The following is a 24603-nucleotide window of genomic DNA, read 5'->3' on the forward strand; positions in this document are numbered from 1 at the left end:
CAAGTGGGTACACCCCGAACCGAACTTTAATTAGCAAGATTTTCAAAGATCTCTCGTGCTTACAGCGTATAGCTGCTTAGCACATTATTGAATTATTAACGAACTATTGTTTTATCATATAGATACAAATTTGCCAAAAAGACTGCATGCGAAAAGAGACTTTTTACCAAGAGAACCTTATTCCAAACGGAACGGTAAATGTGAATGGACGTTCTGTCCAAGCATTCTTAATACAGCTACCATTCGGAATGTACCAATTCATAGTTGGTTCTATAAACAGATTCAGATTTGGTGCAAACTGATATTGGATTCCGATGTTTGTATTTACAGACCACTGTATCGGGAGCGTCAGTTTCCAATCTGTTGTGTATGCAGACTTATCTCCAACGATATAATCTGCATCAGTTTTTCCATATATTGGAATCAGAATACCAGTGCCTACAGAACCATAAGTTGACAATCTCTTGAACTTCATAAATTGATAAGACAGTTTGAAAGGAACACCAAGATAGTGGAGCTTTTGTTCCTTGTCAACACGATAGCTACCAGTACCAAGAATGAGATATGATTTCAGATAAGAATATTGAAGTCCTGTCTCTAAACTCCATCTTTTACCTATGTTTTTATTTACAGCAATGCTCAATGTTATTGGCTTGTCATGATGTTCTACTTCTACTATTTCTCCACTATTGTGGTCTGCAATATCTGCCATGGCTACATTTTCAGTAGTAGGGTCTGCCTGGGATATGCGATGTAGCTCTTTTGCATAGTCTTCCCATGTCGTGAAATACTTCCCAGAAGGGTTGGTTGGGTCTGTTGGCTGGTCCGGACCAGAAGGCAAATCACTAGTAATATCGTTACTTTTCATAAACTTACATACACTCTGTACAAGAGTCGTGCCCAAAGAACCTGCAGCCAGTAATTGCCACTTATTCCTTTTGTGAACCTCAAGATTTTCTGTAATCCATGATTCCTTATAGAGATTAGGGGCGATGATAGAATCTTTTACCAAGATACTATCAGTTCTATTTACAGCAAACTGCTTTTCATCTTGCAATGTATCTGTTATATTTGCAATTATATTATGTTTTATTTCCGTTGTGTCATCACGCATTGCTGCTATAGTCTCTATGGTTAGTATCTTGTGATAATGAGTACATGGATTCTGCTTTGGGGTACAGTTTGTAGAGTCAACATCGTTCTTTGATGCTGGACTAACTGGACCTTTTATTTTACGTCTGCGTGTTATATTGGTATCATTTTCTGAAATAAGCTGTTTTTTGATTATAAGTTGCTTATATACAGGAATAATGATGAGAACCAATACCATAATTAGTATTGTTCTCTGGCTCAATTTGTTTCTCAACAAAGCCTTAGCTCTCGCTAATTGCGAAGAAGAACTGTGTGGAGCTATATCAAGCAACCTTGCAATTTCCTGATGAGACAAACCATCTAGCACAGAAAGCTTGAATACCTTTTTGTATCCAACTGGTAATTTATCGATTTCAGCCATAATATCCTCGTATTGGATAGAAGATACTGTATTTCTACAATCATCACAGCTGTCAATCACACTTTCATCTATGTCTGATAAAGAAATATATCTTAATGTATTACCCTTCTCTTTGTATTTTAATGCAAGATTAGAAGTTATACTTGTAAGCCATTGGCTGAATCTGTTTGGATTTTTCAAATCTTTCAAAGAAACAAGTGCAAGTATAAATGCATCTTGGACAAGGTCATCAATGACATCCTTGTCCTCTTTAAGAATATTGATACATATACCTTTCATTTTAGGATAATATATCTGATACAATGTGCTGAAAGCACTATTATCTCCTTGTTTTGCTTTAAATACTAAAGTTTGTATATTTGAATCCATGAGTATATTATTTTGCACAATTTATCTATATATAGATATGAAACCAGCATGAATACTGCACGAAAAATTGTTAAAGAACATAAAAGCGCTTGATTATTTGCATATATCAAATATTAATTGTATATTTGCGGTGGAAATATAAACATCGAAGATTATGGCACTTAAGTTATATCCATTAGGCATACAGACTTTCGAGCGAATCCGCAAGGAAAACAAGCTCTATATCGACAAGACGGAATACGTTTACCGCCTGACTCACACCAGCGGTACCTATTTCTTCTTGGGACGTCCACGCCGCTTTGGAAAATCCCTATTTCTAACCACCCTCCAGAGTTACTTTGAAGGCAAGAAAGACTTATTCAATGGTCTTGCCATCGAAAAGCTGGAAAAGGAGTGGACAGAATATCCTGTGCTCCACTTTGATTTGAGCGGAGGCAAACACATGAATAAAGAACAGCTGGAGAGATATCTCGCATTCATACTGGAAACAGAAGAAAAGAAATGGGGTATCACACAGCCACAAATTGATGCCAATAATCGATTGACAGAACTGATCAATACTGCATACGAGAAATCCGGAAAACAGGTAGTCGTGCTTATTGATGAATATGATGCGCCCATACTGGATGTGGCTCACGAGCAAGAACAGTTGGATACCTTGCGCAATATCATGCGCAACTTTTTCAGTCCTTTGAAATACAGCGAAGCTAAACTACGCTTTGTCTTCCTGACAGGCATCACCAAGTTCTCGCAAATCAGCATCTTCAGCGAACTGAACAACATCACCAACATATCCATGAATGATGACTATGCTGGTATCTGTGGCATCACCAAAGAAGAACTTCTGATGCAGATGTCGGAAGATATTGAGGAGCTTGCCCGAAGAAGAAACATAACGAAAGAGCAAGTAATCGACAAGTTGAAAGAGAATTATGACGGCTATCATTTTACAAGATTCTCACCCGATATCTTCAATCCATATAGCCTGCTGAATTGCTTTGCTGAAAACAAGTTCGGCTCCTATTGGTTTACTTCCGGCACTCCAACTTATCTCATCAATATGATGCGCAAATATCAGGTAGTTCCTACAGATATCATCACCCGAGTGGAGGCTGATGCCAGCGAGTTTGATGCTCCTACGGAGAATATGCCAACCATCATGCCGCTGCTTTACCAAAGTGGATATATCACCATCAAGGAATATCATGAAGACTACAACTATTACGTTCTTGATGTTCCTAACAAGGAGGTGAAAATGGGACTGACCAAGGCACTGATTCCATCATACGTCACACAGAATACGCTTGCAACAACCAATACAGCCCGTCGTATCGCACAGGCATTGGATAAGCAGAATATGGAGGAGGCATTAACCCTACTCCAGACATTCCTGGGAACAGTTCCTTACTGCAACAACGCTCATTATGAGGGACATTACCAGCAGATGCTCTTCGTCATATTCTCTCTGCTTACAGACTATCAGGTGGACGTTGAAGTTCATACACCCAACGGCAGAGTTGACATCGTATTGCTCACCCATACAGACCTTTTTCTGTTGGAGATTAAGTTGGACAAGAGTGCGAAGTCTGCAATGCAGCAAATCAACCTGAAGAACTATCACAAACGATTTGTACTAAGCGGCAAGCCAATAACCAAGGTCGGCATCAACTTCGACTGTAAAACTGGGAATATCGAAAATTGGATAATCGAAAAAGCATAAGATAAAAAAAGCTTTTATAGTTACCTTGGCAACATTTAGTGATGTGAACGAAGCATTGAAAGCAAAATTCGATCTGGAACCTGGTTCAATAATAAAGAAGTACCTCTTCACCCGAAAGTGAGGTGTCTGTAGAGAAGAATAGTTTCTTCTTGCCATTCGGCATCTGCCAGATGACAAGTCTAACTTTACACCTGAGTGCCTTGGAATAGGCTATCAAAGTATAAGCTGTTCCTTCTATATCTTTCATCTCCATCTTCTCCATTCGAGTGAGGTCAAGATTCTTCATATCAATCTTGCCATCCTTGGTCTTGGGGCGACCACGTTTTCCAGTACGTGGACCAGCATAGACATAAAAGAGACAAGCATTGTCACGAAAGCGGCTTATCAAAGAGAACCCTTCTTTCTTTATCCCATTAACAAATGTACTTGTAGAGAAGTAAGCATCTGCAACTATGAGGGTTGAGAGTTTGAGAAGTTCCTTGCGATAACGCTTAATGAGTTACTGAAAATCAGCGACTTGACCAACTTTTTATAGTTAAGTTTTCATAAGCATTTCTTAATATAAGTTATTGATTTACAGACGATTAAATGTTAATTTAACGCAGTATTGCTCTATGGTATTGTTTTATTATAGATAATTAACTCAACTTTCGCGTGTACGAAAGTTGAGTAACCATACTTTCAGAAATTGAATCTTCCAAGATTAAAATTTTCTTAATATTTTTTGTCATTTCAAATAAAAGCCGTAACTTTGCGATGTGCTTGTAAGAAAAGGCAAAGAATTGCCATTCTTCATATATGGTACAAACAAAAAGTCTAACTCATTAAATTTAGAAAACCATGCTAAATAAGAAAGTAGAAGAGGCGCTCAACGCCCAGATTAATGCAGAGATGTGGTCAGCATACCTATATTTGTCTATGGCGGCATATTGCCATGCCAACGGCAACCCAGGTATGGGTAACTGGTTCCAGGTTCAGTTTCAGGAGGAGCAAGACCATGCCAAGATTATATTCAATTACATCATCCAGCGTGGCGGTCACGTGGAATTGAAGGCTATAGATGCCGTTCCTACCACATGGGAGAATCCATTGGATGTCTTCGAGTCAACCTTGGCACACGAGCAGAAGGTTACCTCCCTCATCAACAACCTCTTCGCTCTCACTACCCAGGAGAATGACTATGCCACACAGAGCATGCTCAAGTGGTTTGTAGATGAGCAGGTGGAGGAAGAGGAGAACGCCCAGAACATCATCGACAACCTTCGCATGATCAAGGACAACGGCTATGGTCTATACATGCTCGACAAGGAGCTTGGCGCAAGAGTCTATACCCAGGCAGCGCCATTGGCCAACAAGGCGTAAAATGACTGAACTTTCGCATATGGGGAAGTTAAGTGAAGTTAGGGAAGTTAGAAGGAAGTTAAGGGACAAATGTCCTACGTTTTACGCTAGAAGACTATTGTCCCTTAACTTCCCGAACGACCGTAGGGAGTGATAACTTCTTTAACTTCAATCAATTCCCTCACTTGCGAAACTTGAATAAAATGAGTATATAAATTTGCGGTGAAATAGTGAATGATTGCGTATGAAGAAGAACCAAATTATAGAAGCGATGCACAACAATTGTATGAGATAGACCCTCACGCAAAGGCTATCCTTTTCGGTTCTCGCGCCAGAGGTACAGAACACGAAGGAAGCGATTGGGACATTCTTGTTCTTCTCGACAAGCCAAAGGTCACTCTGCAAGATTACGACAAGTATTCCTATCCACTAAGAGAATTAGGATGGGATATTGATGAAACTATCAATCCTGTCCTATTCTCACAAAAAGAATGGGAAGAAAACCGTCATACCTTATTTAATCATAATGTAACAAGGGAAGGGATTGCAATATGATAAAGGGGGTAGAAAGTTTACTGCACAACAGCCGCTTTACGAGCGCACAACACGTGGCAGATAACCGCACAACAGCTGATGTGCGATTGCATAACAGCTGTTGTGCGGCTGACGATACTATCTCTTTCGACAACTATTCCTATCTTTTCCAACAACTTATCCTATCTCTTACGACAACTTATCCTATCTCTTCCAACAACTATTTCTGTCATTTCAAACCGCCAATCACAGTATTTCCAAATTCTATCTGTATTTCTTTCCTCTTTTCTTCTTGATTCTCAGAATAATTGTTTATCTTTGCGACGTCAACCAGACAATAATGGGTGATAACAAGAACATTTTATTCTTGCTGACATAAAACTGAGAAAACTATGGCTATAAAATATGAAATACATTATCTTCCCAATGCTGGAGGAAATGAAGAGACACGCCGATTCGCCCATATCTTTGAGCAACCTGCGATGACAGACAAGCAGATGATAGAACGAATAGCCCAACATAGCTGTTTGGGAAAGGGAGAAGTGGCTACTGTCTTCATGCAACTGCGTGACATTATCGAAGAAGACCTGCAGGATGGAAAGCGTATCAACATCCCGGAAATCGGATACCTCTCACTCTCGGTAAATCTGGATATGGATGAACTGAAGCCTGACAGCAAGGTGAGAGCCGACTACGTTAGCGTAAGGGGCATCAAGTTCCGCCCCAATGAAGACCTGCTGAAACAGGTGAAGCATCATACTCATTTCGAGAAATCGCAATATACTTCCCGCTCCTACCCTTTCTCTGAAGATACCTTGAAGGAGAAAATAAGAGAGTATATGAAAGACCATCGCTCCATCAACCGCAGAACCCTGGAAATGGAATTTCATATCCGCAAACAGACTGCACTCAACTGGTTGAAGCAACTGGAAAAATCCGGTTTCCTGATTAAAGAAGGTTCACGCAATGCTCCGGTTTATTTCCTGGCAGAAGAATAGAAACCTGCATCAGGACTATCGGCTATAGCCATAGGAAATAGCCTGAAATCAAGCTTTTCGTAATCTACAACCAAAAGATAAAATAATATGCCAAATAAAGAAGAAAAGAGAATAACAGAGCAGAGCTCGCTCTACGAACATCTGGAAAAGATGAGCGTAGCTGAACTCACCGCTCATATCAATGAAGAAAACAAGAAGGTGGCTCTGGCAATAGAAGAAGCATTACCCGCCATCAACCAACTGATTTCCGCCATCGAAGGGCAGCTGAAGAAGGGCGGAAGACTCTTCTATGCCGGTTGCGGAACGGGCGGAAGACTGGCTACCCTCGATACCATAGAAGTACAGAACACCTATGGCATCGACGGTTCGCAGATACAAGCCATCTTCCCTGGAGGCATCGGCTGCCTTACGCAAACCAGGGAATCAAGAGAAGACGACCTGGAGAATGGTTGGCACCAGCTCTGCGATAAACATATCTCAAAGCAGGATTTCGTACTCGGTTTTTCTGCCAGCGGCACAACCCCATTCGTGCTTTCCATCTTGCAGCATTGCAAGAAAGAAGGCATTCCTACGGGTTGCATCGTCAACAATCCCCACTCTCCCATCGCCCAAGCAGCCGATTATCCCGTAGAAGTCATCACAGGACCGGAATTTGTAACGGGAAGCACTCGCATGAAAGCAGGCTCATCGCAGAAGATGATTCTGGACATGATAAGCACTTCCCTTCAGATCAGGCAAGGACGGGTGGAAGGCAACAAGATGGTGAACGCCAAACTCATCAACCATAAACTCATCGACCGTGCCTGCCGCATCTTCATGGAACGCAATCCGCAATATACGGACTACGAGGAGGTGAAACAGCTGATTCTGGAATCAGGAAGCGTGAAGAAGGCAGAAGAGAAATTACATCTTCTCGGTGCCGTACATGTCGTTCCACCAACTGGCATCATCCTGTAACCACTTGGCAAACCAGGCGAAGATAGTATCTTGCCACTTGAGGCGCTTCTCGTAGTCTATGATGTGATGGTCCTGGTCTTTTACCAATACCATCGCTGTTGGACGGCCGAGGAGCTTCAATGCATTATAGAGCTGGATACTCTCGCCCACTGGTACATTGTTATCGGCAGTACCATGCACAAAGAGCAATGGCGTATGAATCTTATCAGCATTGTAGAGCGGACTCTGATCAACGAAGAGATGCTTGTTGGTCCAAGGATACTCATTCGCCATGGAAACTTCGCTATAGCTGTAGCCCCAATAACCCTCGCCCCAATAGCTGGTATGATTGCTGATACCGGCATGAGAGATGGCTGCGGCAAAGAGGTCGGTCTTGGTCTGCAAGTACTGGGTCATGAATCCACCATAGCTTGCACCGATACATCCTATCTTCTTACTGTTAACGAACTTATGTTCCTTGCAGAAAGCCTGCGTGCTGGCAATGATGTCTTCTGCCACGCCCTCGCCTGCCGTATCCACGTGGCGGGCAGAGAACTTCTGACCGAAACCGGTAGCACCGCTAGGATTAACCACCAGAACTACATATCCCATCGCTGCATATACATGATGAGGATAGCGACTCTGGAACATACGGGTGGTAGGACTGCAACCGCCGTAGTAATTCACAATCATAGGATATTTCTTCGCAGCATCGAAGTGAGGAGGCAGATAGTAACGGCAGCAGAGAGTATCGCCACGAGAGTTCACATAGTTCCATGCCTTGCATTCGCCCAGCTCGATGTCCTTCAGCAGTCGGGCACTGAGATCATCCACCAGCAGAGCCTTCTGTGCCTTGGTATTCATCTTGTAGAGACGGTCGGCATTGGAAGCACTCTGACCAGAGAACGCCATTTCCGGAGCAGCCGCTGCAATGGAGAAGCTCTTGATATTCTCTTCCGGAGTCTTCAGGAGAGTGAACTTTCCGGTCTTAGGATTGAGCTGGAAGAGATGCATGCAGTCTTTATCCTCGGCAGTAAAATAGATGTTTCCATCCGCCATGCTCCAATCCACGCTCTGCACGTTAGGGTTGAAATCCCTGGTCATCGGTTTCACCTTCTTGTCTGCCAAAGTCATCAGATAGAGCTGTGTATCTATCATGCTTGGTGTCTGTCCCTCTTCTACATTCTTTCCGATGCCATTGAAAGCCTCAGGCGAACCGGTTATGAGGATGCTCTTGCCGTCTGGAGAGAACTGGGCACTATTGATGAATTCTCCCTTCTCTACCAAAGTCTCCACGCTCATGTCGTTCAGATTGAGACGATAGAGGGAATTGACCGTTGTAGGACGCTTGGTAAGACGCTCCTCGCTCTTGCCGATGAGCAGATAGCGGGAGTCGGCAGAGATATCATTGAGATATACATTGTGATAGCCGAAAGTAAGCGGCTGGAGAATGCCCGATGCCAAATCATACTTGGCAAGATAGCTGCGGTTTCTCCATCCAGGCTGGCGGTCATCAGGCTCCTTTACATCAAACACCTGAGCATCCTGCTTTCTACCCTCCATATAAAGCGTATAGATAAGCGATTTCTCATCAGGAGTAAACTGGAACCAGCCTTCCGGAATATTAGCCGCCATCACCTCGCGCTCCATATTCAGCGGATTGATGGTGATAAGCTGCATGGCTCCGTCTGCCTTTCCTTCACCGGCGATGGCATTGTCGCCCGCCTTCTCGGTAAAGTACATCTTGTTGGTGCGAGGCATCCATCTTACGTTCTCCTCAAAGGAAGCAACGACCTTGTTGGTCTGGCTGTTTCTCAGCTCGTTGATGCTATGCTTCTTGCCCTGACGGTCTACCCAAGTCTTGCGCACAATCATAAACTTGCCATTTGGCGAAAGTGCCACACTTGAATAGTTTGGCATGCAGATTGCATCATATATATTAAGGGTGCGCTTGGTATTGGCAGAAGCCTCGCCCACGCTCAGCTGCTTGCCATCGGCAGCAGTAACGCTCACCTTGAAATCGTTGGCAGCATCCTTGTCTGCAGTCTTATCGGAAGACGAATCAGATGCGGTGAGATATTTGATGACCACAGTATGGGTAGAAGGCAGCAAGACGGTCTCAGCCTTGTCACCATTCACCTTCACCTGCTCGCCATCTACGAAGAGGCGGTATTGCTTCAAGCCCTTTACCTCTACAGTAGCCTTGGTACGGCTGGTGTTATATACGGTGAAGGAAGCCAGATGGAGTGCATTCTGCTTGGCATTATCAGCCAAGAGCTGAGAAGCAGCCACTTCCTTGCCATTATTCAATAGGCTGAACGATAATGGAGAGTCTAATACCCCCTCCATTGCAAACTTTTCTCCCTTCACATTTACGCTGTCTGCCATCCAGGGAGTAGACACAGGGAATGGACCCACATGCTTCAGTTTCTGCACCTCGATAGTATCGGCATTGGCAGAAAGCGAAGCACAGAGAGCTGCGCTGAAAGTGAGAGCCAAGAGGCTCTTTCTTGTTGTTTTCATCATGATTTATTTCAATTATATTAAATTTTCTGCGAAATTACAAATAAAAGTTGAGATAAGCGAAACTTTCGCTTACATTTTTTGCTTTTTATCGGGATTATTCTGTTTTTATGTTATCTGAACGTTAAGAAGAGCTTTCAGAAAGTTATAGTTGGGTTAAACCCCTATTCCGTTCATTGTCATTCCAAAAAATCCATTTACCTTTGCATCGTCAAACAGAAAAAGAAAGAAGTATTAAAACTAAAAAAAGATTGTTATGAACAAGAAAAATATGATAATACTGAGCTCTTTGCTCGTATGTTCGCTCGAAAGTTTCGCACAGAACCAGGTTGAGGCTACTGATTCCATCTGGAAGGATATGGACCTGGATGCTGTAACCGTGGTTGCCTCCAAGCCTTTGGTTAAGATGGAGACCGACAAGATGACCTACAACGTAGAGCAGGATGCCGATGCCAAGGCTTCTACCGTACTCGATATGCTGCGCAAGGTTCCGATGGTAACTGTAGACGGACAGGACAACATCACCGTGAATGGTTCTTCCAGCTTCAAGGTATACGTAGACGGAAAGCCGAATCCCATGTTCTCTGCCAACCCATCGCAGATATTCAAGGCGATGCCTGCCAACATGGTGAAGAACATAGAAGTGATTACCAACCCTGGAGCCAAATATGATGCAGAAGGAACGGGCGGAGTGCTCAACATCGTACTCAACAAGCAGACCTTGGGCGGAGCTGGAAGCAGCGACCTCAGCAATGGATATAACGGCAACATCAGTGCCGCTACCGGCAATCAGGCTCAGCGTATCTCTGCCTTCATCAGCGGTCAGCAGGGCAAACTTACCTACAGTGCCAACGGTATGTACAACTACCAGAAGATGAACGGTACAACCATCTCCTTCGACCGTACGCAGAAAGACGGAAGCCTGATGAACTACTATCAGAAATCAGACATGAAGCAGCCGTTCTCGATGGGTAACATCAGTCTCAGCTATGAACTCGATTCGCTGAGCAACATCAGCGCCACGGCTGGCTTGACCACCTTCGGTCAGAAGCTGAACGGTCATCCGCTTACCCAGATGTCTGGCGGCATCTATGGCAAGGGCTTCGAATACGGCAACGAGATGAAGCAGGATCTGGACAACACTTCTTTCAATGGAAGCATCGACTATCAGAGATTCTTCAACAAGAAGCGAACCAACTACCTCATCCTCAGCTATCTCTTCAGCACCAACCCTACCCATATCGACAACTATACGTTCTATGATGACATCAGTCAGGTAACGGGAATTCAGCTCCACGACCTGCTCTCAAAGAGCAAAACCCGTGGCACGGAGCACACCTTCCAGGCAGACTTCACCCACTCGCTCAGCGAGACACAGCGCTTGAACTTCGGCGCCAAATACATCGCCCGCACCAACAAGAGCGATTCCCGCTACTATGATGTAGCAGCCGATAAGACCGAGACTCTGAACCCAGCCAACAGCATGGAATACAAGAACACCCAGAATATTCTGGCTGCATACGCTGAATGGAAAGGAAACTTCGGAAAATGGGGAACGATGATGGGAACCCGCTACGAGCAGACCTGGGAAAAGGTGAAGTTTGAACAGGGCAAGGGCGATGACTTCGACAAACAGTACGGCAATCTCGTACCTAGCGCCAGCCTTTCCTACAACATCGCACCAGGCATGAACATCGGACTGAACTATCAGCTGCGCATCACCCGTCCTGGCATCACCTATCTGAATCCATACATAGACCGCAGTAATCCTACTGCCATCTCCTATGGCAATACAGATCTCGACGTGGTGAAGTCGCATCAGCTGAACATGGTATTCAATTACTATAACCAGCGATTCATGTTGAGCACCACCCTGGGTTACGGATTCTGCGACAACAAGATAGAGCAGTATTCCTTCCTCGATGCCGACAACCTGCTCAACACCACCTACGGCAATGTTTCGAAGACCCGCAACGCCAGCATGAATGTATTCATCAATTGGCTGATGTTCAAGAAAACAAGACTGATGCTGAACGAGAGCTTGAGCTACAACGATTTGCGCAGCGATGCCCTGGGATGGAACAACGGATGGAACAGCAGCACGATGATCAACCTGCAACAGACCCTGCCTTGGGAACTGCAATGGACCGTGGGTAGCATCATCCAGACCAAGCAGCATAATCTGCAGGGCTATCAGAGCGGTATGTCGTTCTTCTATACCACCCTCTCCAAATCTATCGTGAAGGATAAGCTTGACCTGAGTCTGATGTTCCTCACTCCTACCGACGACAAGCTCAACATCAAGCAGAAGACCGTGGGTTCGGATTACGTACAGAACATGACCGTAAAAGTGCCATTGCGCCAGATCAGTCTTACCCTGACATGGAAATTCGGAAACACCAAGAAGCAATTCCAGCAGGCGAAGTCAAACATCAAGAATGACTTCCAGGAAGAGCAACAGGGAATCCAGACAGGAGGAATGGAGAAATAATAAAAACGGAAAAATCAGCAGGAAGACTCTTTTCTGCTGATTTTTCCGTTCTATACAACTGATTGTTTTTTATAATCTGATAGCTAAATCAATACCTGTTGGAGCTATCGAAAGACTGATATTGTCATTGATATCCTTCTCTTTCTCTCCATCACTCTCCTTTCCTTTCTTCTTGTTCTTTCCCAGAATCCAATCGCCTATCAGATAGCCGGCTTCTGCTGAGGCTACACCGATGGCTGCACCCGCCACGACATCTTCCCAATGATGGCGATTGCGGCGCACTCTATCCACAGCCACTCCCGTAGCCACCGCATAGCCCGCCACACCAATCCAAGGAGAAACCTTGCGATATTCGTGCATCAATGTGGTGGCACCGCAGAAAGCCACAGAGGTATGTCCGGAAGGAAACGACTCATTATCAGTCCCATCGGGTCTCATCTTGTGTATCGACTTCTTGAGCGAATAGGTTACAGCCGCATTGACGCCGAACGAGAGCACCGAAACAGCAATCCTTCGCTTCCAGGAACTCTCAGCCTCCACGCCCAACATCTTCAATCCAAAGACAGATGCCGTTGGCACCAGGCGCAGGACATCATCGATTCCATCACCATGATAGCGCTTGTAATGGGTAGTCTGCTCTATAGGAACCGTTGTATTCTGCCCCATGGGCATCATCATATTCTGCGAAAAGACAGGGGCAGGAATCATCATGATTCCACCTATTAATATCTTTCTTATTCTTTTCATATTCATGTTAATATGGCGTACCCGGCATGTATGGCGAAAAGGGAAGCCATTTCCATTTTGCTTCCATTTTTATCCTAGATTTCTTCTACTATCTCGCTCATGTCCTTGCGCTTTTTCTCGGCATGAGGACAATCTTCTGCAATATGCCCGATAGGAATAATAACAACTGCCTCATAGCCCTCACGAGGGAAGAACTGCTGCATCTTATCGGTATCGTAATTGCATACCCAGCAGGTTCCAAGTCCACGCTCGGTGGCTGCCAGACAAAGATGCTCTGTAGCGATGGCTACATCAATATCTCCATGAGGCTTCTCATCATATCTGCGAACCCAGTTTTCATTCACGTTTTTCATGCCCACGATATACATCGGTGCTGTTTTAAACCACTCACGATCGTAGCATTCCTGCAATTTCTCCTTAGCCTCTGCAGAACGGACGATGAGCCAGAGCCAAGGCTGTCTGTTCACAGCAGACGGTGCCAGCTGCACACACTGCATGATATAATCCAAATCCTCCTGGCTTACAGCCTCAGAGGTAAACTTACGAGCCGAGAATCTCGACTGGCTCAATGATAACATATCTTTCATATCGTTCTGATTTTACGATTATTCTAATCTAAATTATGGGCACAAAGTTAAGAAAAAATTACGGAACAACCAAAAAACAAGGATAAAAGGTAATAGGTTTCGGATTATTTTTCGTAATTTTGCAGATTGTACAAGAAATCGTTGTTAATTTTAAAGGAAATGATAGGATTAGCAGATTGCAACAACTTCTACTGTTCGTGCGAACGAGTGTTTCGCCCCGACCTGATAGGGAAGCCCGTGGTTGTCTTGAGTAACAACGACGGGTGCATTATCGCACGCTCTGAAGAAGCCAAGGCTTTAGGCTACAAGATGGGCGACCCATTCTATCAGGTAAAGGAAAAGCTGGAGGCTGAAGGCGTGGCTATCTTCTCCAGCAACTACACGCTTTATGGTTCACTTTCCAATAGGGTGATGTCGATGCTATCGCACTACTCACCCCATATCGACCAATACTCCATCGACGAGAGTTTCTTCGAAGTGGACAGTTCTATGGCAGAGTCATTCTTCAGGGAATATCTGAAGAAAACTTCTACTTCTCCTGATTATGAATCTTCTGATCACGAATCTCTCCTCCACCGATATGGAGCCAGGATTTCGGCTGATGTATTACGAGCCGTGGGTATCCCTATCTCCATCGGAATCGCAGAAACGAAGACTCTGGCAAAAATCGGTTCTAAATTCGCCAAGAAATACAAGGGATATCAGGGCTGTTGTCTCATCGACACAGACGAACGGAGACGCAAGGCGCTGTCTCTCTTCCCCGTAGAAGACGTATGGGGAATAGGTAGGCAGATAGCCCGGAAGCTCGACTATATGGGAATCCGAACTGCTGCCCAGTTTGCGGATAAGAAAGAAAGTTGGGTGCGCAGCCATTTCAATATCACCACCGTCAGGACCTGGAAGGAACTGAACGGAGAGAGTTGCATCAGCATCGAGGAACTGCCGCAGAAGAAGAGCATCTGCACCAGCAGGAGTTTTGCCGACGAGGGCATTACTGACAAGAACGTGATAGAAGAAGCCGTGGCTAATTTCGCTGTACGCTGTACTGAAAAATTAAGGAGGCAAGGTAGCGTATGCCAGGGTATTACGGTGTTCGCATGGACTTCCAGATTCAATGAGAATGTGCCCGAATATACCATCCACGACTCCCTCACCCTACCCATCGCCACCAATGCGCAGGACGAGATTGTGGGTGCCGCCCTCACTATTCTCCGCGCCAAATATCCGAAACCAATGACAGACAGCAGAGCTGACCGCCCTGGAATGTCATTCAATTTCAAGAAAGCAGGCGTTATCCTGTGGCAAATCTCCCCCGACAATCCTCGCCAGCAGGACCTCTTCGACCCTATCGACCGAAGCAAGCAAAAGGCACTGATGGAAGCCATCGATGCCATCAACCGGAAGAACGGCTATGGAACCATCCGTCAAGCCGTACAGGGAAACGGTTGCCGATTCGACTTGAAGCGGGAATATATGTCGCAACGGTTCACTACAGACATCAATGAAATTCTGAAAGTAAAGAGCAAATAAACGAAATGGAGAATAAAGACAAGATAAAACTGACGATTCATCCTGCGGAATTCGGAGCCAAAATGCCGATTCCGCTGGCTGAACAAAGCGTAAAAGCCGGCTTCCCTTCGCCGGCACAAGACTATATGGAGGGAGAAATAGACCTCAACGATATTCTGATTCGCCATCGTGAGGCAACTTTTTACGTGCGTGTTTCGGGCGACAGCATGAAGGATGCAGGCATTTTTGACGGTGACCTCGCTGTGGTTGACCGGCAGATAGAACCCTCTAACGGCAACTTCGTCATCGCCTTCGTGGATGGCGAATTCACCATTAAACAGTTCAAAATGGACGAAAGCGGAACCTTTGGCTGGCTCATCCCATGGAACAGTGATTTCTCGCCTATCCGGGTAGATGAAACCAACCGGTTCATGGTTTGGGGCGTGGTGACCTATGTGATTCATCAGATTGCTGAATAGTTTTAAGTTAAAGAACGTAAAATAATTAATCGCTTTCGGTATTTTTTATTACTTTTGTTGGCTAAAATGCGGCATTTCAATACTGCATTAAACACAAATTAATAAAAAACAATAAAACAAAATCATCAAAAAAAGCCATGGAATACGCTTTATATAGATACGAGTTTGAGGTCATAGAGAAGAAAGACTCCTCCATAAACCTATTCCCCGAGCTATCGGAGAGTTTTAACCCAAGACAGGCGTTCGAGAAAAAGAGCGAACTGCTCAACTATCTGCTGGAAAATGACTATCAGATGCTCCTTGCCGAACAAAATCAGCAGGCTGCCGAACAAAATCAGCAGGCTGCCGAACCAAATCAGCAGGTTGCCGAGCGTTGTCCCTTTCCTGTTAATCCGGCTAGCGCAAAAACTGAGCTAGCCTTTCCCTTTGATTCGGCTAGCGTAAAACCAACGCTAACCTTCACCAGCAGCAGAAAGAAAAAGCTCTACCACAAATACACTTCTGCACCGAAGGATGGATTTGCCATCCTGGAACTAGCCCGCTGTAGAAGCATAAGCCATCGTCCGAAACCCTTTTTGGATAAAGCCGTGATAGAAGACGACTACGAGTCACTTCACATCATCATAGACAACCGCGGCACCTATCAGCGTGTAGCCATCGAAGTGAAATCTTCCGTATTCAAAAAGACCGATACCGTGGCCGATTCACTTGCCCGTGCCCTGAGCAAGGCTTTTGCCCGCTATGGACTCCTGGTGAAAGTGGTGCCCATCCGCGATGACAAGCACTTCTGGAGTTTAGTGAGCGACAGAAAGCAGTTTCCACGTGGTTTCAATAAACTGTGTGTAAAGTTCCCACAAATCAACGACCCAAAAGTAACCGAAGCTATGAGACGTGCCAATATCATCTATCGTGAAATGTTTCATTCCAATCTCGTTATCATACAAGAATCGTCTGAGGGAGAAAAACTCAGTTTCAACGAAGAAGACGAGAAACAGCGAGAATACATGAAACTTTGCGCAGAAAATGCCGACAGCATCCAGGTATCGCCAATAGGCGCCCGCCCTATCACGCTTGGAGGAAAAACTGCCAAGACGCAACAGATGACTGATGCGGAACGTAAAAACATCGAGGATGTGAACCACGAGATAGGGCTCTTTGATGGCGACCCAATTCAATCCACCCAATCATTCATGGACAAAGCATACGGTAAAGCATGACACAAAACGACAGAAGGCGCAAGAACCTCAGAAAAGAAGAACCGATTTATAGACAGCAGGCTCAATACCTACGAATAATGGGAGAAAAAAAAGCCTCTGACACAACAAATGACGATGTGGCAGATAAACTCCGCAACCTAGACCTCCTGACTTGGGATGAAACCGAACGATACTTAGCCCGATTCGCCGAAGACCTGGATGATGCGAGCTATGCGGTGACCGACTTGCTTATAGAAACAGCCTGCCTAGGCAGAACTATAGGAATGGAAAGGGAATTGCCTCCCCTGACAGCTGCCCTGACTTTCGCAAGATTGATGGCAGCCGGCGACGAGGTGTTTGAGAAATATCAGGACATCTGGATAGCCATCATGAGCTCACAAGACCGCAACCCAGAAGCCAAGCCCCTCTTCGAGAAATTCTGTCAAGAGATAGAGGCCAACAAGTTCGACCCATCCACCGGCAAGGAGACCATCTACCGCCGTGGCGATCCAATAAAGCGATTCAGAAGCACTGGGGTGGCTAAGACGGAGGCCCGGCAAGAGGCGCTGCTCTACGGGATACTGGAAGCCACCAAGGGCTGGAACAGAAAGGAGGCTTTCAAGGCTTGCTGGCCCCTATGGGAGGAGCTGTGGAAGTACTTGCTGGAGAAAGAGGAGCTGGTAGAGGAAATCTCCCGAAAGCATCCCAAAAGCAGCTCAAACAACACTTCTATCAACATCACGCTGGTGTGCAATGTGGCTGGGCTTCTGAACAGTCATTTAAAAACCCTGGGCCACGATGTAGCTTCCTGCTCAAGACTTGCAGACTTGATCAAGGAAAATTGGAACTCCTCGCAGAGCCACAAGGAATTGAGCAAAACCACCAAACTCTCAAAAGAGCAAGCAAAGCTGATAAAAGCCTGGCTCACCATGAACATGAAATAAAGATTACCCCAGAAAATTACCAACAAATTACCATTTTTTCGCTAACTATCTGAAAGTGAGCGGGTAATTTGGTGGTAATTATTTTTTTGAAAGTACCTTCTACCACCTTTTGACCATCCACCATCTATTACTACCTTTGCACCTGTCTAAAGGACAAAACTAATTGTTTAATCTGAGTTGATACGAGTCTATCAGAGGGAGAGTTCCCGGGAAATAAGTGTCGACACCTTTCTTTTCTTGAAAAGGCTCTCTTCTACTCGTAAAACGTTAAGATTATGTATAACAATGATTTTAAAATGGATGGTGTGAAGCACACCGAGTTCTTAACCGCCCAGCAGCACACACTGCTCTCTGGCATGGCTTCTTACGACGGTGGCAGATACTTCCTCTTCTCGCCCGATGAGCCTGTGGCAGGCCTGTTGCCACGATTCCGATGCCATGGCATCGCTCAGCAGATGACCGACGGCACCTTCGACTTCGTGGCCAAGCCCAAGGTTAAGCCGCAGTCGCAGCTCATCAAGAAGCTGGCGCACGGCAGAGTGAGCAAGACCAAAGATGAGGCCATACAGCTCACACTCAAAGTGTATTGCGACGAGGGCGAAAACATCGCCGAGGCTATCTACAAGGAAGCAGCCATCGCCAAGGACGCCATCGTGGACTATCAGATGAAGAGATGATTTTCGGGGGCCAAAGCTGCTTGACAAGCTCAGCTTGCAGGCAGCAAAACCGTCTCAGCGTCTCAGTCTCAGTTAGGAAAAAAGTCACAAATCCACTTCACACCCCCTTTCTTATGTATTATAACTTATTGATAATTAATTAGTTATATAATATATAGATAGAAGTGGATACCCCTTTTAAAACAACTGAGACACTGAGACTGAGACGCTAAGCCCCCCAAGTAACAAACCAAAAATTGATTTAATTCTCTAGAAAGCAATGAATTACAACATTTTTAGCAGCACCGCTCCAGCGATGCCAAAACCGGGCAAAGGCACAGAATTTGTGAAACTTGCCCTCTCACAAGCCTCAAAAGACATGCGAGAAGTGCTCATTCCGATGGCAATTCCTGCCTTGGCAGCCCATCTCACGGACGTAAGATTCATGTATTGCGACAACAAATTTTATGAAATGTGCGGCCAAATGGGGCATTTGATAGGTCCTTCGGGCATCGGAAAGGCGCAATTGAGCCATCTTGTAGAGGCAATCATGCGGTCTTTTCGCAAACACGATGAGATAGAGTATAAGAAACTCGTGGACTGGCAACGACAGATGAAGACCAAGGGTGCCAACAAGGAAAAACCCGAGCGTCCGGACGTGAGCTTCTGGTTTCCACCTGCCGACATCACCAACCCTGCCTTCATACAGAACGCCATGGCTCTGGAGAAGCTGGGCGAGCGAACCCAATACCTCAACCTGCCCGAGGTGGAGATGGCAGACAAGATGTGCGGCGGACACAGACAGGTGAGCCAGATGGTGAGAAACATCTACGACTGTCAGCGAGCTGGTGCCCTGCGTGCCACGGCTGATGGCGTGACGGGTAACCCCGTGCTGCGGGTGAACCTCACTTTTACTTCCACCCCCGATGCCGCCCGCCTCTTCTACAAGAAAGACTTGACCAACGGTTTCTTCGGCAGAATCCCCTTTGCCTACAAGGCTCGCGGCGAGCGACTGGGCAGGATTCCACGCCAAGGCACCTATGGGCAGGACTTCATGGAACAGCTGGACAGCTATCTGCTCAGGTTGGACAACTGCAAGGGCGCATTCACCGTGAAGCCGCTCAACAAGATAGCTGACCAGCTGGCAGAGGAGATGGCGAAGCTAGCCGACCTAGCCGACGACGACATGCTCTGGGAGCTCTCCCACCGCAGCATCTTCTCGGCATGGAAGAAGGGGGCAGTGCTGTGGATTCTGAACGATCAGCAGTGGGCTCGAAGCATCGGCGACTTCGTGGTATGGTTTTGCTACTATGACCTGTGGTCGAAGGTAAAGGTATTCGGCGACATGTTTAAGGGCGCAGATGCCAACGAGGAGGAGACTCAGAAGAGCGGACCAAAGAATATGCTCGACAGCCTGGATAATTCCTTCAACGAGCAGCAGCTGGAGGCATTGCGCCTAAGCCTGGGCAAGAGCAAGGAGGGCACCAAGCATCAGCTCAGGGTTTGGAAGAACCGTGAGTTTATCACCTACTGCGCCCAGACTGGGCTTTACACCAAGACGAAAGAGTATCTGAAAAAGTAAAAAAAGACTTTTGCTTGAAAAAAGACTTTTGTTTGAAAAAAGACTTTTGCTTGAAAAAAGACTTTTGCTTGAAAAAAGACTTTTGTTTGAAAAAAGTAAAAAAAGACTTTTGTATGGAAAAATATGAAATTCAAAAGCTCCGCGACCTTCCAATAGAGGAGGTCGCAGAGCGACTGGGAATGCAGGTGTCGAAGCACAAGTGCCTCTGCCCTTTCCACGACGATCATCACGCCAGTTTCTCGTTCAACACGAGGAAGAACTATTGCCGCTGCTACGTATGTATGGACCACAGCATCGGCACCATCGACCTTGTGATGAAATATACAGGCAAGGATTTTCTCTCGGCTTGCCGTTGGCTGGCAGATGCGCATCAAGTTTATATAGCAGATGGAAAGGAGAAATATTCTCCGGAGAAAGCACCCACCTCGAAAGCACCCTCCTTTGATGCCAGCAAGTACGCCCGATTCTTCGAGCATCCTTGGCTCAACGAGGCGGCACGTAGATTCCTCTTCGAGGAGAGACGGATTGATGCGAGAGTGGTAAACTGGTGCCGACTGACATCATGGACGGATAAGGAGGGCATCAGTTGGCTACAGACTCCGTACTATGACGTGGACGGAAAACTCATCGGCATCCAAAACCGAAATCTCGGCAAGGCGAATCTTAACAAAGAAGCTTCGGGAAAGAGCGATTTAGGCAAGGCGAATCCAGATAAAGAAGCTTCGGGAAAGAGCATTCCCCGCTTCCGATTCCCCTACGGTTCGCAATGCGGCATCTATAATCTGCCCGTCACAAGACAGCTTTCGCCTGGTGAACCTCTCTACATCACCGAGGGGTGCAGCGACTGCTGGGCGATGCTCTCTGCCGGACACAAGGCGATAGCCATTCCGTCTGCCACGCTCTTGAAACCAGCCGACAAGCAATGGTTGGCAGAAATGGGAGAAAAGCTCAAGATAGAATGGCACATGTATCCCGACAAGGATGCGCCGGGCGAACATCTCTACATGCAGTTGAAGGAGATTCTGCCCTCGCTGGTGCATCACCAGTTGCCCCCTGGATGCAAGGATTTCAGCGACTATTTTCTGAAAAGCTTTGTATATTGCCCAGTATTTTGAAGCTTTTGCCCTTACAGGGTGCCTTGCTGATTGCCATTATACCCAGGGCGTGCCCTGAGCTAGGAGCTTTTGGGCCTTCAGCCCGTTCTTGAACCACATAAGAAACTTGAGTCAGTTATTAATTTTTAAAGCAAAATAAATATGGAAGAATTTATCATTCACACGTACACCAAGAAGGAACTTGCCCTGATGTACTTTCCCGAGAGCATGCCACGCACTGCCGTCAACCATCTGATGGCTTGGATTCGACTTTGTACCCCTCTGTGGGATGAACTCCAGAAGATGGGCTACAAGAAGACCAGCAAGGCTTTCTCGCCTAAACAGGTGAAGGCCATCGTGGAGTATCTGGGCGAACCGGGATAATACCGTTTCAGAAATTTACGAAAAAATATTCTGAAAAATGTGCCGCCATCTCACGGCATCAGCCGCCAACGCATAACCGCTGGCGGCTGTTTTTGTATCTTTGCATCGTGATTCAGAAAGCGCTGGAAAATCACTTTCCTAGTTGGAGAAAAATATTTCTCCAGTTGGGAAAATGAAAAAGAGCATCTGGAGTAAGTCTCAGACAAGAAAGAGAAAATCTCAGATGCATCAAGTTATAACCTAGACTCCATGTCCCGATACGAGTCCTTCTTTTCCTTTTTTTATAAGAGGACGGGAAGTTAAAAGGGGGCAAGAGAAACGTATGAACCCAAACATGAAAGCATTCATCAAGTATCTCATCGTGGCCGTGTGCTCTGCCATCGTCACCTACCTCACCAGCTCGTGCACCGCAGGACTGGTAATAGGAAAGAACCAACGACAGCAACAGGAGAACAATATCTCCACCCGAGCCGATTCCACTCACTTCGTGCCTACCATCACCATTAGATAAATGGTAAAAAGAATTTTTTAAAGGTAAAATTACGAAGGGAAAGATATTGACAACCAAGTCTCTATTTAACTTGGAAATTACGATTATCAATTCTCTAAATTATTAATTATAAATTATTTAAAGTATTATGGCAATTAATCTGAAAGCAAAGGAAACCCTCATCCAGGTGGGTGAGTTGAAAGGTAAGTATCGTTACGTGCTCGGCACCGAGCTTTACAACAAGCTCTCTGAGAGCAAGGTTATCAAAGAGGCTGCTCTGCGCAGCGGAGTGAGCCGAGGCGTGATGCAGGCATGTTGGGATGCCGCAGGCGAGGTAATCAAGGCTTGGACCACCGAAGGTCACTCCGTGGCTATTCCAGGACTGGGCACCATGAGATTTGGCGTAAGAGCCAAGAGCGTGGAAACCGTGAACGAGGTGGCAAGCGGACTCATCACTGCCAGACGTGTCATCTTCACGCCTAACGTGGAAATCAAACAGGAACTGATGGACACTGCCATCCAGATAACCTGCTACGACCGCAACGGCAAGGTTATCAAGAACGTTACCTCTGGCGATAAAGGCGATGTGGAAGACCCAGACAACACCCCTGGCGGAGGCGAAGGCAACAACCCAAGCGGAGGTGAAGGCAACAACCCTGGCGGAGGCGAAGGCAACAACCCTGGCGGCGATATGGGTTTGTAATAGCCCTATAATCATACGATATAGACTGACGGCTGTGCTCAAGCAATTGGGTACAGCCGTTTTTTTGTAAAAAAACCTTGCAAACGTGCCCGAAAAACCAGCCACGAAAATCTCTTCCGGTACCCGCTTACCCAAAGCGCGGAGCCGATTCTGCGCACCTATCGCCAAAGTATCAGTAAAGGCGAAAACGGCATCAAAAAGCTGGAAGAGCTCCTCAAAATGCTATCTGTATATTACATTTTATAACATCAGTTACCCGTTTCTAAAATGGAAACGATTGCAACAGTCTTCTACCCTGTTTTTCTACACTTCTTTCTTTGCCGTCTCAATTAAAAGCTGTACCTTTGCAAGCGAATTTCAGCGATGACTAGGCTAAATGCCTATAATATGAAAAATCAGTAGCAAATATATGTAATTAATTATACAAAAAACAGCAGCAGTTATGAGTATTAATATCAAGAGAAATCAGTTGAAGAGAGTTGTGATTGTAGGTGGTGGACTCGGTGGTCTTCGTTTGGCAGAAGACCTCTGCAATGCAAACCTGCAGGTGGTGTTGATTGACAAGAACAACTTCCATCAGTTTCCTCCGCTTATCTATCAGATTGCCTCGGCAGGTATCGACCCAAGTTCCATCTCCTTCCCGTTCCGCCAGATTTTCCGCAAGCGCAAGAACTTCTACTTCCGCATGGCAGAAGCAAGAGCCGTGTTCCCAGACAAGAAGATTCTGCAGACTTCCATCGGTAAGATTGAGTACGATTACCTGGTGTTCGCAGCAGGAACCACCACCAATTTCTATGGCAATGCCAACATCGAGAAATGGGCGATTCCGATGAAGACCGTTTCTGAGGCAATGGGATTGCGCAACGCCGTGCTGAGTAACCTGGAGCGTGCATTGACCTGTGCCACGGAAGCAGAGCGACAGGAACTGCTGAACGTAGTGATTGTAGGCGGTGGTGCTACAGGTGTGGAGATAGCCGGAGCCCTCTCTGAAATGAAGCGCTACGTGATTCCTTATGATTATCCTGATATGGACTCATCTCTGATGCACATCTATCTCCTGGAAGCGGGCGACAGACTGCTCGCCGGAATGTCACAGGACTCTTCTAAGAAAGCATACGAATTCCTTACCAGCATGGGTGTGGATGTACAGTTTGGCAAAATGGTAACCGACTACAAGGACCACAAGGTTCTGATGAAGGACGGTCAGGAGATTCCTACCCGTACCTTCCTCTGGGTATCAGGTGTAAAGGCACAGCCTATCACAGGTATTGATGGCGATCATCTGGGCCGTGGTTTCCGAATCGTAGTAGATGAATTCAACCGCATCCCTGGCATGGACGGTCTCTTTGCCATCGGCGACCAGTGTATCCAGACCACAGACCCAGCTTATCCTGGCGGTCATCCACAGTTGGCACAGGTAGCCATTCAGCAGGCAGCACTCCTTGCTAAGAATATCCAGAAGATTGCCGAGGGAGCCGCTGATTCCCAGCTCAAGCCTTTCCGCTACAAGAACCTGGGTTCTATGGCTACCATCGGAAGACACAAGGCTGTGGTAGAGCTTGGCAAGTTCCACAGCCAGGGCTTCTTTGCCTGGGTATTGTGGCTGGTAGTTCACCTCCGCTCTATCCTTGGCGTAAAGAACAAGGTAATGGTAATGCTCAACTGGCTCTGGAAGTACGTGAGCTACAACGATTCTATCCGAATGATTACCTACGCCACCAAGCCTAAGGAAGTGCGCGACCGTTTAAAGCGTGAACAGACCACTCACCTCGGCACCGACTTGCTGGAGAATGAAGAAGATTAATAT

General features: G+C 46.0%; 22 protein-coding genes and 1 pseudogene. 17 read left to right on the forward strand and 6 right to left on the reverse strand.

The features are described 5' to 3' along the window. Positions 1-163: 163 nt before the first annotated feature. Complete coding sequence (locus tag ACTQ53_RS12795; RefSeq protein WP_441933332.1) at positions 164-1882, reverse strand: sigma-70 family RNA polymerase sigma factor; 1719 nt, start codon at positions 1880-1882, stop codon at positions 164-166. Positions 1883-2036: 154 nt separating this feature from the next. Here ACTQ53_RS12795 and ACTQ53_RS12800 point away from each other — a divergent pair, with 154 nt between their 5' ends. Continuing rightward, positions 2037-3602 (forward strand): AAA family ATPase, encoded by a 1566-nt coding sequence (locus ACTQ53_RS12800; protein WP_441933334.1) that lies wholly within the window; start codon positions 2037-2039, stop codon positions 3600-3602. Between the two features lie 85 nt (positions 3603-3687). On the opposite strand, the gene ACTQ53_RS12805 is transcribed toward ACTQ53_RS12800, so the two are convergent. Then, a complete protein-coding gene (locus ACTQ53_RS12805; protein ID WP_441933336.1) occupies positions 3688-3990 on the reverse strand; it encodes a hypothetical protein in 303 nt (100 codons plus the stop codon). A gap of 452 nt (positions 3991-4442) precedes the next feature. On the opposite strand from ACTQ53_RS12805, the gene ACTQ53_RS12810 reads away from it, so the two are divergent. The 4 genes from ACTQ53_RS12810 (at position 4443) to ACTQ53_RS12825 (ending at position 7432) form a co-directional block, all read left to right on the forward strand. Next, positions 4443-4964, forward strand: coding sequence for a ferritin (locus tag ACTQ53_RS12810; RefSeq protein WP_218484669.1), 522 nt, complete (start codon positions 4443-4445; stop codon positions 4962-4964). A gap of 213 nt (positions 4965-5177) precedes the next feature. Continuing rightward, positions 5178-5498, forward strand: a complete 321-nt coding sequence (locus ACTQ53_RS12815; protein ID WP_441933338.1) for a nucleotidyltransferase domain-containing protein — start codon at positions 5178-5180, stop codon at positions 5496-5498. Between the two features lie 371 nt (positions 5499-5869). Then, on the forward strand, positions 5870-6475 hold the full coding sequence (locus ACTQ53_RS12820; protein WP_287561323.1) for an HU family DNA-binding protein: 606 nt from the start codon (positions 5870-5872) through the stop codon (positions 6473-6475). A gap of 87 nt (positions 6476-6562) precedes the next feature. Beyond that, positions 6563-7432, forward strand: a complete 870-nt coding sequence (locus ACTQ53_RS12825) for an N-acetylmuramic acid 6-phosphate etherase (RefSeq protein WP_294971747.1) — start codon at positions 6563-6565, stop codon at positions 7430-7432. Here the strand turns inward: ACTQ53_RS12825 and ACTQ53_RS12830 are convergent. Beyond that, positions 7379-9937, reverse strand: coding sequence for a S9 family peptidase (locus ACTQ53_RS12830; protein ID WP_441933341.1), 2559 nt, complete (start codon positions 9935-9937; stop codon positions 7379-7381). The two genes, ACTQ53_RS12825 and ACTQ53_RS12830, sit on opposite strands and share 54 nt — an antisense overlap. A gap of 253 nt (positions 9938-10190) precedes the next feature. Here ACTQ53_RS12830 and ACTQ53_RS12835 point away from each other — a divergent pair, with 253 nt between their 5' ends. Beyond that, positions 10191-12425, forward strand: a complete 2235-nt coding sequence (locus ACTQ53_RS12835; protein WP_441933343.1) for a TonB-dependent receptor domain-containing protein — start codon at positions 10191-10193, stop codon at positions 12423-12425. A 69-nt stretch (positions 12426-12494) separates the two neighbouring features. Here ACTQ53_RS12835 and ACTQ53_RS12840 read toward each other — a convergent pair whose 3' ends face one another. Continuing rightward, positions 12495-13172: a phosphatase PAP2 family protein gene (locus tag ACTQ53_RS12840; RefSeq protein WP_441933345.1), complete on the reverse strand. Its 678-nt coding sequence runs from the start codon at positions 13170-13172 to the stop codon at positions 12495-12497. A 74-nt stretch (positions 13173-13246) separates the two neighbouring features. Beyond that, entirely contained in the window at positions 13247-13759 is a 513-nt protein-coding gene (locus tag ACTQ53_RS12845) for a nitroreductase family protein (protein WP_295418925.1), read from the reverse strand. 159 nt (positions 13760-13918) lie between these two features. Between ACTQ53_RS12845 and ACTQ53_RS12850 the strand changes: the two genes are divergently transcribed. The 10 genes from ACTQ53_RS12850 to ACTQ53_RS12895 all read left to right on the forward strand — a co-directional run bounded on the left by ACTQ53_RS12850 (position 13919) and on the right by ACTQ53_RS12895 (position 22796). Beyond that, positions 13919-15289 carry a Y-family DNA polymerase gene (locus tag ACTQ53_RS12850; RefSeq protein WP_441933348.1) on the forward strand — a complete coding sequence of 457 codons (1371 nt, stop codon included), beginning with the start codon at positions 13919-13921 and terminating at the stop codon, positions 15287-15289. Between the two features lie 5 nt (positions 15290-15294). Beyond that, positions 15295-15747, forward strand: a complete 453-nt coding sequence (locus ACTQ53_RS12855) for a translesion error-prone DNA polymerase V autoproteolytic subunit (protein WP_295346912.1) — start codon at positions 15295-15297, stop codon at positions 15745-15747. A 137-nt stretch (positions 15748-15884) separates the two neighbouring features. Then, on the forward strand, positions 15885-16964 hold the full coding sequence (locus tag ACTQ53_RS12860) for a hypothetical protein (RefSeq protein ID WP_441933350.1): 1080 nt from the start codon (positions 15885-15887) through the stop codon (positions 16962-16964). 77 nt (positions 16965-17041) lie between these two features. Further along, complete coding sequence (locus tag ACTQ53_RS12865; protein WP_441933352.1) at positions 17042-17887, forward strand: hypothetical protein; 846 nt, start codon at positions 17042-17044, stop codon at positions 17885-17887. Between the two features lie 275 nt (positions 17888-18162). Then, on the forward strand, positions 18163-18564 hold the full coding sequence (locus tag ACTQ53_RS12870; protein WP_441933354.1) for a hypothetical protein: 402 nt from the start codon (positions 18163-18165) through the stop codon (positions 18562-18564). 259 nt (positions 18565-18823) lie between these two features. Beyond that, entirely contained in the window at positions 18824-20125 is a 1302-nt protein-coding gene (locus ACTQ53_RS12875; protein WP_441933356.1) for a hypothetical protein, read from the forward strand. Between the two features lie 113 nt (positions 20126-20238). Continuing rightward, the gene (locus ACTQ53_RS12880) at positions 20239-21240 is read left to right on the forward strand and encodes a CHC2 zinc finger domain-containing protein (RefSeq protein WP_295346906.1); all 1002 of its coding nucleotides are present in this window, start codon (positions 20239-20241) and stop codon (positions 21238-21240) included. Positions 21241-21381: 141 nt separating this feature from the next. Beyond that, positions 21382-21603: a DUF4248 domain-containing protein gene (locus tag ACTQ53_RS12885; protein ID WP_153125180.1), complete on the forward strand. Its 222-nt coding sequence runs from the start codon at positions 21382-21384 to the stop codon at positions 21601-21603. 322 nt (positions 21604-21925) lie between these two features. Continuing rightward, a complete protein-coding gene (locus ACTQ53_RS12890) occupies positions 21926-22114 on the forward strand; it encodes a hypothetical protein (RefSeq protein ID WP_153125178.1) in 189 nt (62 codons plus the stop codon). Between the two features lie 127 nt (positions 22115-22241). Then, on the forward strand, positions 22242-22796 hold the full coding sequence (locus ACTQ53_RS12895; protein WP_441933359.1) for an HU family DNA-binding protein: 555 nt from the start codon (positions 22242-22244) through the stop codon (positions 22794-22796). 84 nt (positions 22797-22880) lie between these two features. Here the strand turns inward: ACTQ53_RS12895 and ACTQ53_RS12900 are convergent. After that, positions 22881-22994, reverse strand: a pseudogene (locus ACTQ53_RS12900) (LacI family DNA-binding transcriptional regulator); the annotation flags it as partial. A gap of 244 nt (positions 22995-23238) precedes the next feature. Between ACTQ53_RS12900 and ACTQ53_RS12905 the strand changes: the two are divergent. Then, positions 23239-24600: an NAD(P)/FAD-dependent oxidoreductase gene (locus ACTQ53_RS12905; protein WP_297077002.1), complete on the forward strand. Its 1362-nt coding sequence runs from the start codon at positions 23239-23241 to the stop codon at positions 24598-24600. Positions 24601-24603 lie beyond the last annotated feature (3 nt).

It is taken from the genome of Prevotella sp. Sow4_E9_plate (assembly GCF_052116205.1).
GTDB lineage: Bacteria > Bacteroidota > Bacteroidia > Bacteroidales > Bacteroidaceae > Prevotella.

Coding starts and splice junctions, on each gene's coding strand:
- ACTQ53_RS12820 (WP_287561323.1), top strand. CDS start 5,870: ATGGCTATAAAATATGAAATACATTATCTTCCCAATGCTGGAGGAAAT.
- ACTQ53_RS12875 (WP_441933356.1), top strand. CDS start 18,824: ATGAATTACAACATTTTTAGCAGCACCGCTCCAGCGATGCCAAAACCG.
- ACTQ53_RS12880 (WP_295346906.1), top strand. CDS start 20,239: ATGGAAAAATATGAAATTCAAAAGCTCCGCGACCTTCCAATAGAGGAG.
- ACTQ53_RS12870 (WP_441933354.1), top strand. CDS start 18,163: ATGTATAACAATGATTTTAAAATGGATGGTGTGAAGCACACCGAGTTC.
- ACTQ53_RS12895 (WP_441933359.1), top strand. CDS start 22,242: ATGGCAATTAATCTGAAAGCAAAGGAAACCCTCATCCAGGTGGGTGAG.
- ACTQ53_RS12885 (WP_153125180.1), top strand. CDS start 21,382: ATGGAAGAATTTATCATTCACACGTACACCAAGAAGGAACTTGCCCTG.
- ACTQ53_RS12860 (WP_441933350.1), top strand. CDS start 15,885: ATGGAATACGCTTTATATAGATACGAGTTTGAGGTCATAGAGAAGAAA.
- ACTQ53_RS12815 (WP_441933338.1), top strand. CDS start 5,178: ATGATTGCGTATGAAGAAGAACCAAATTATAGAAGCGATGCACAACAA.
- ACTQ53_RS12825 (WP_294971747.1), top strand. CDS start 6,563: ATGCCAAATAAAGAAGAAAAGAGAATAACAGAGCAGAGCTCGCTCTAC.
- ACTQ53_RS12835 (WP_441933343.1), top strand. CDS start 10,191: ATGAACAAGAAAAATATGATAATACTGAGCTCTTTGCTCGTATGTTCG.
- ACTQ53_RS12850 (WP_441933348.1), top strand. CDS start 13,919: ATGATAGGATTAGCAGATTGCAACAACTTCTACTGTTCGTGCGAACGA.
- ACTQ53_RS12865 (WP_441933352.1), top strand. CDS start 17,042: ATGGGAGAAAAAAAAGCCTCTGACACAACAAATGACGATGTGGCAGAT.
- ACTQ53_RS12810 (WP_218484669.1), top strand. CDS start 4,443: ATGCTAAATAAGAAAGTAGAAGAGGCGCTCAACGCCCAGATTAATGCA.
- ACTQ53_RS12890 (WP_153125178.1), top strand. CDS start 21,926: ATGAACCCAAACATGAAAGCATTCATCAAGTATCTCATCGTGGCCGTG.
- ACTQ53_RS12845 (WP_295418925.1), bottom strand. CDS start 13,759: ATGAAAGATATGTTATCATTGAGCCAGTCGAGATTCTCGGCTCGTAAG.
- ACTQ53_RS12795 (WP_441933332.1), bottom strand. CDS start 1,882: ATGGATTCAAATATACAAACTTTAGTATTTAAAGCAAAACAAGGAGAT.
- ACTQ53_RS12830 (WP_441933341.1), bottom strand. CDS start 9,937: ATGATGAAAACAACAAGAAAGAGCCTCTTGGCTCTCACTTTCAGCGCA.
- ACTQ53_RS12840 (WP_441933345.1), bottom strand. CDS start 13,172: ATGAAAAGAATAAGAAAGATATTAATAGGTGGAATCATGATGATTCCT.
- ACTQ53_RS12905 (WP_297077002.1), top strand. CDS start 23,239: ATGAGTATTAATATCAAGAGAAATCAGTTGAAGAGAGTTGTGATTGTA.
- ACTQ53_RS12855 (WP_295346912.1), top strand. CDS start 15,295: ATGGAGAATAAAGACAAGATAAAACTGACGATTCATCCTGCGGAATTC.
- ACTQ53_RS12800 (WP_441933334.1), top strand. CDS start 2,037: ATGGCACTTAAGTTATATCCATTAGGCATACAGACTTTCGAGCGAATC.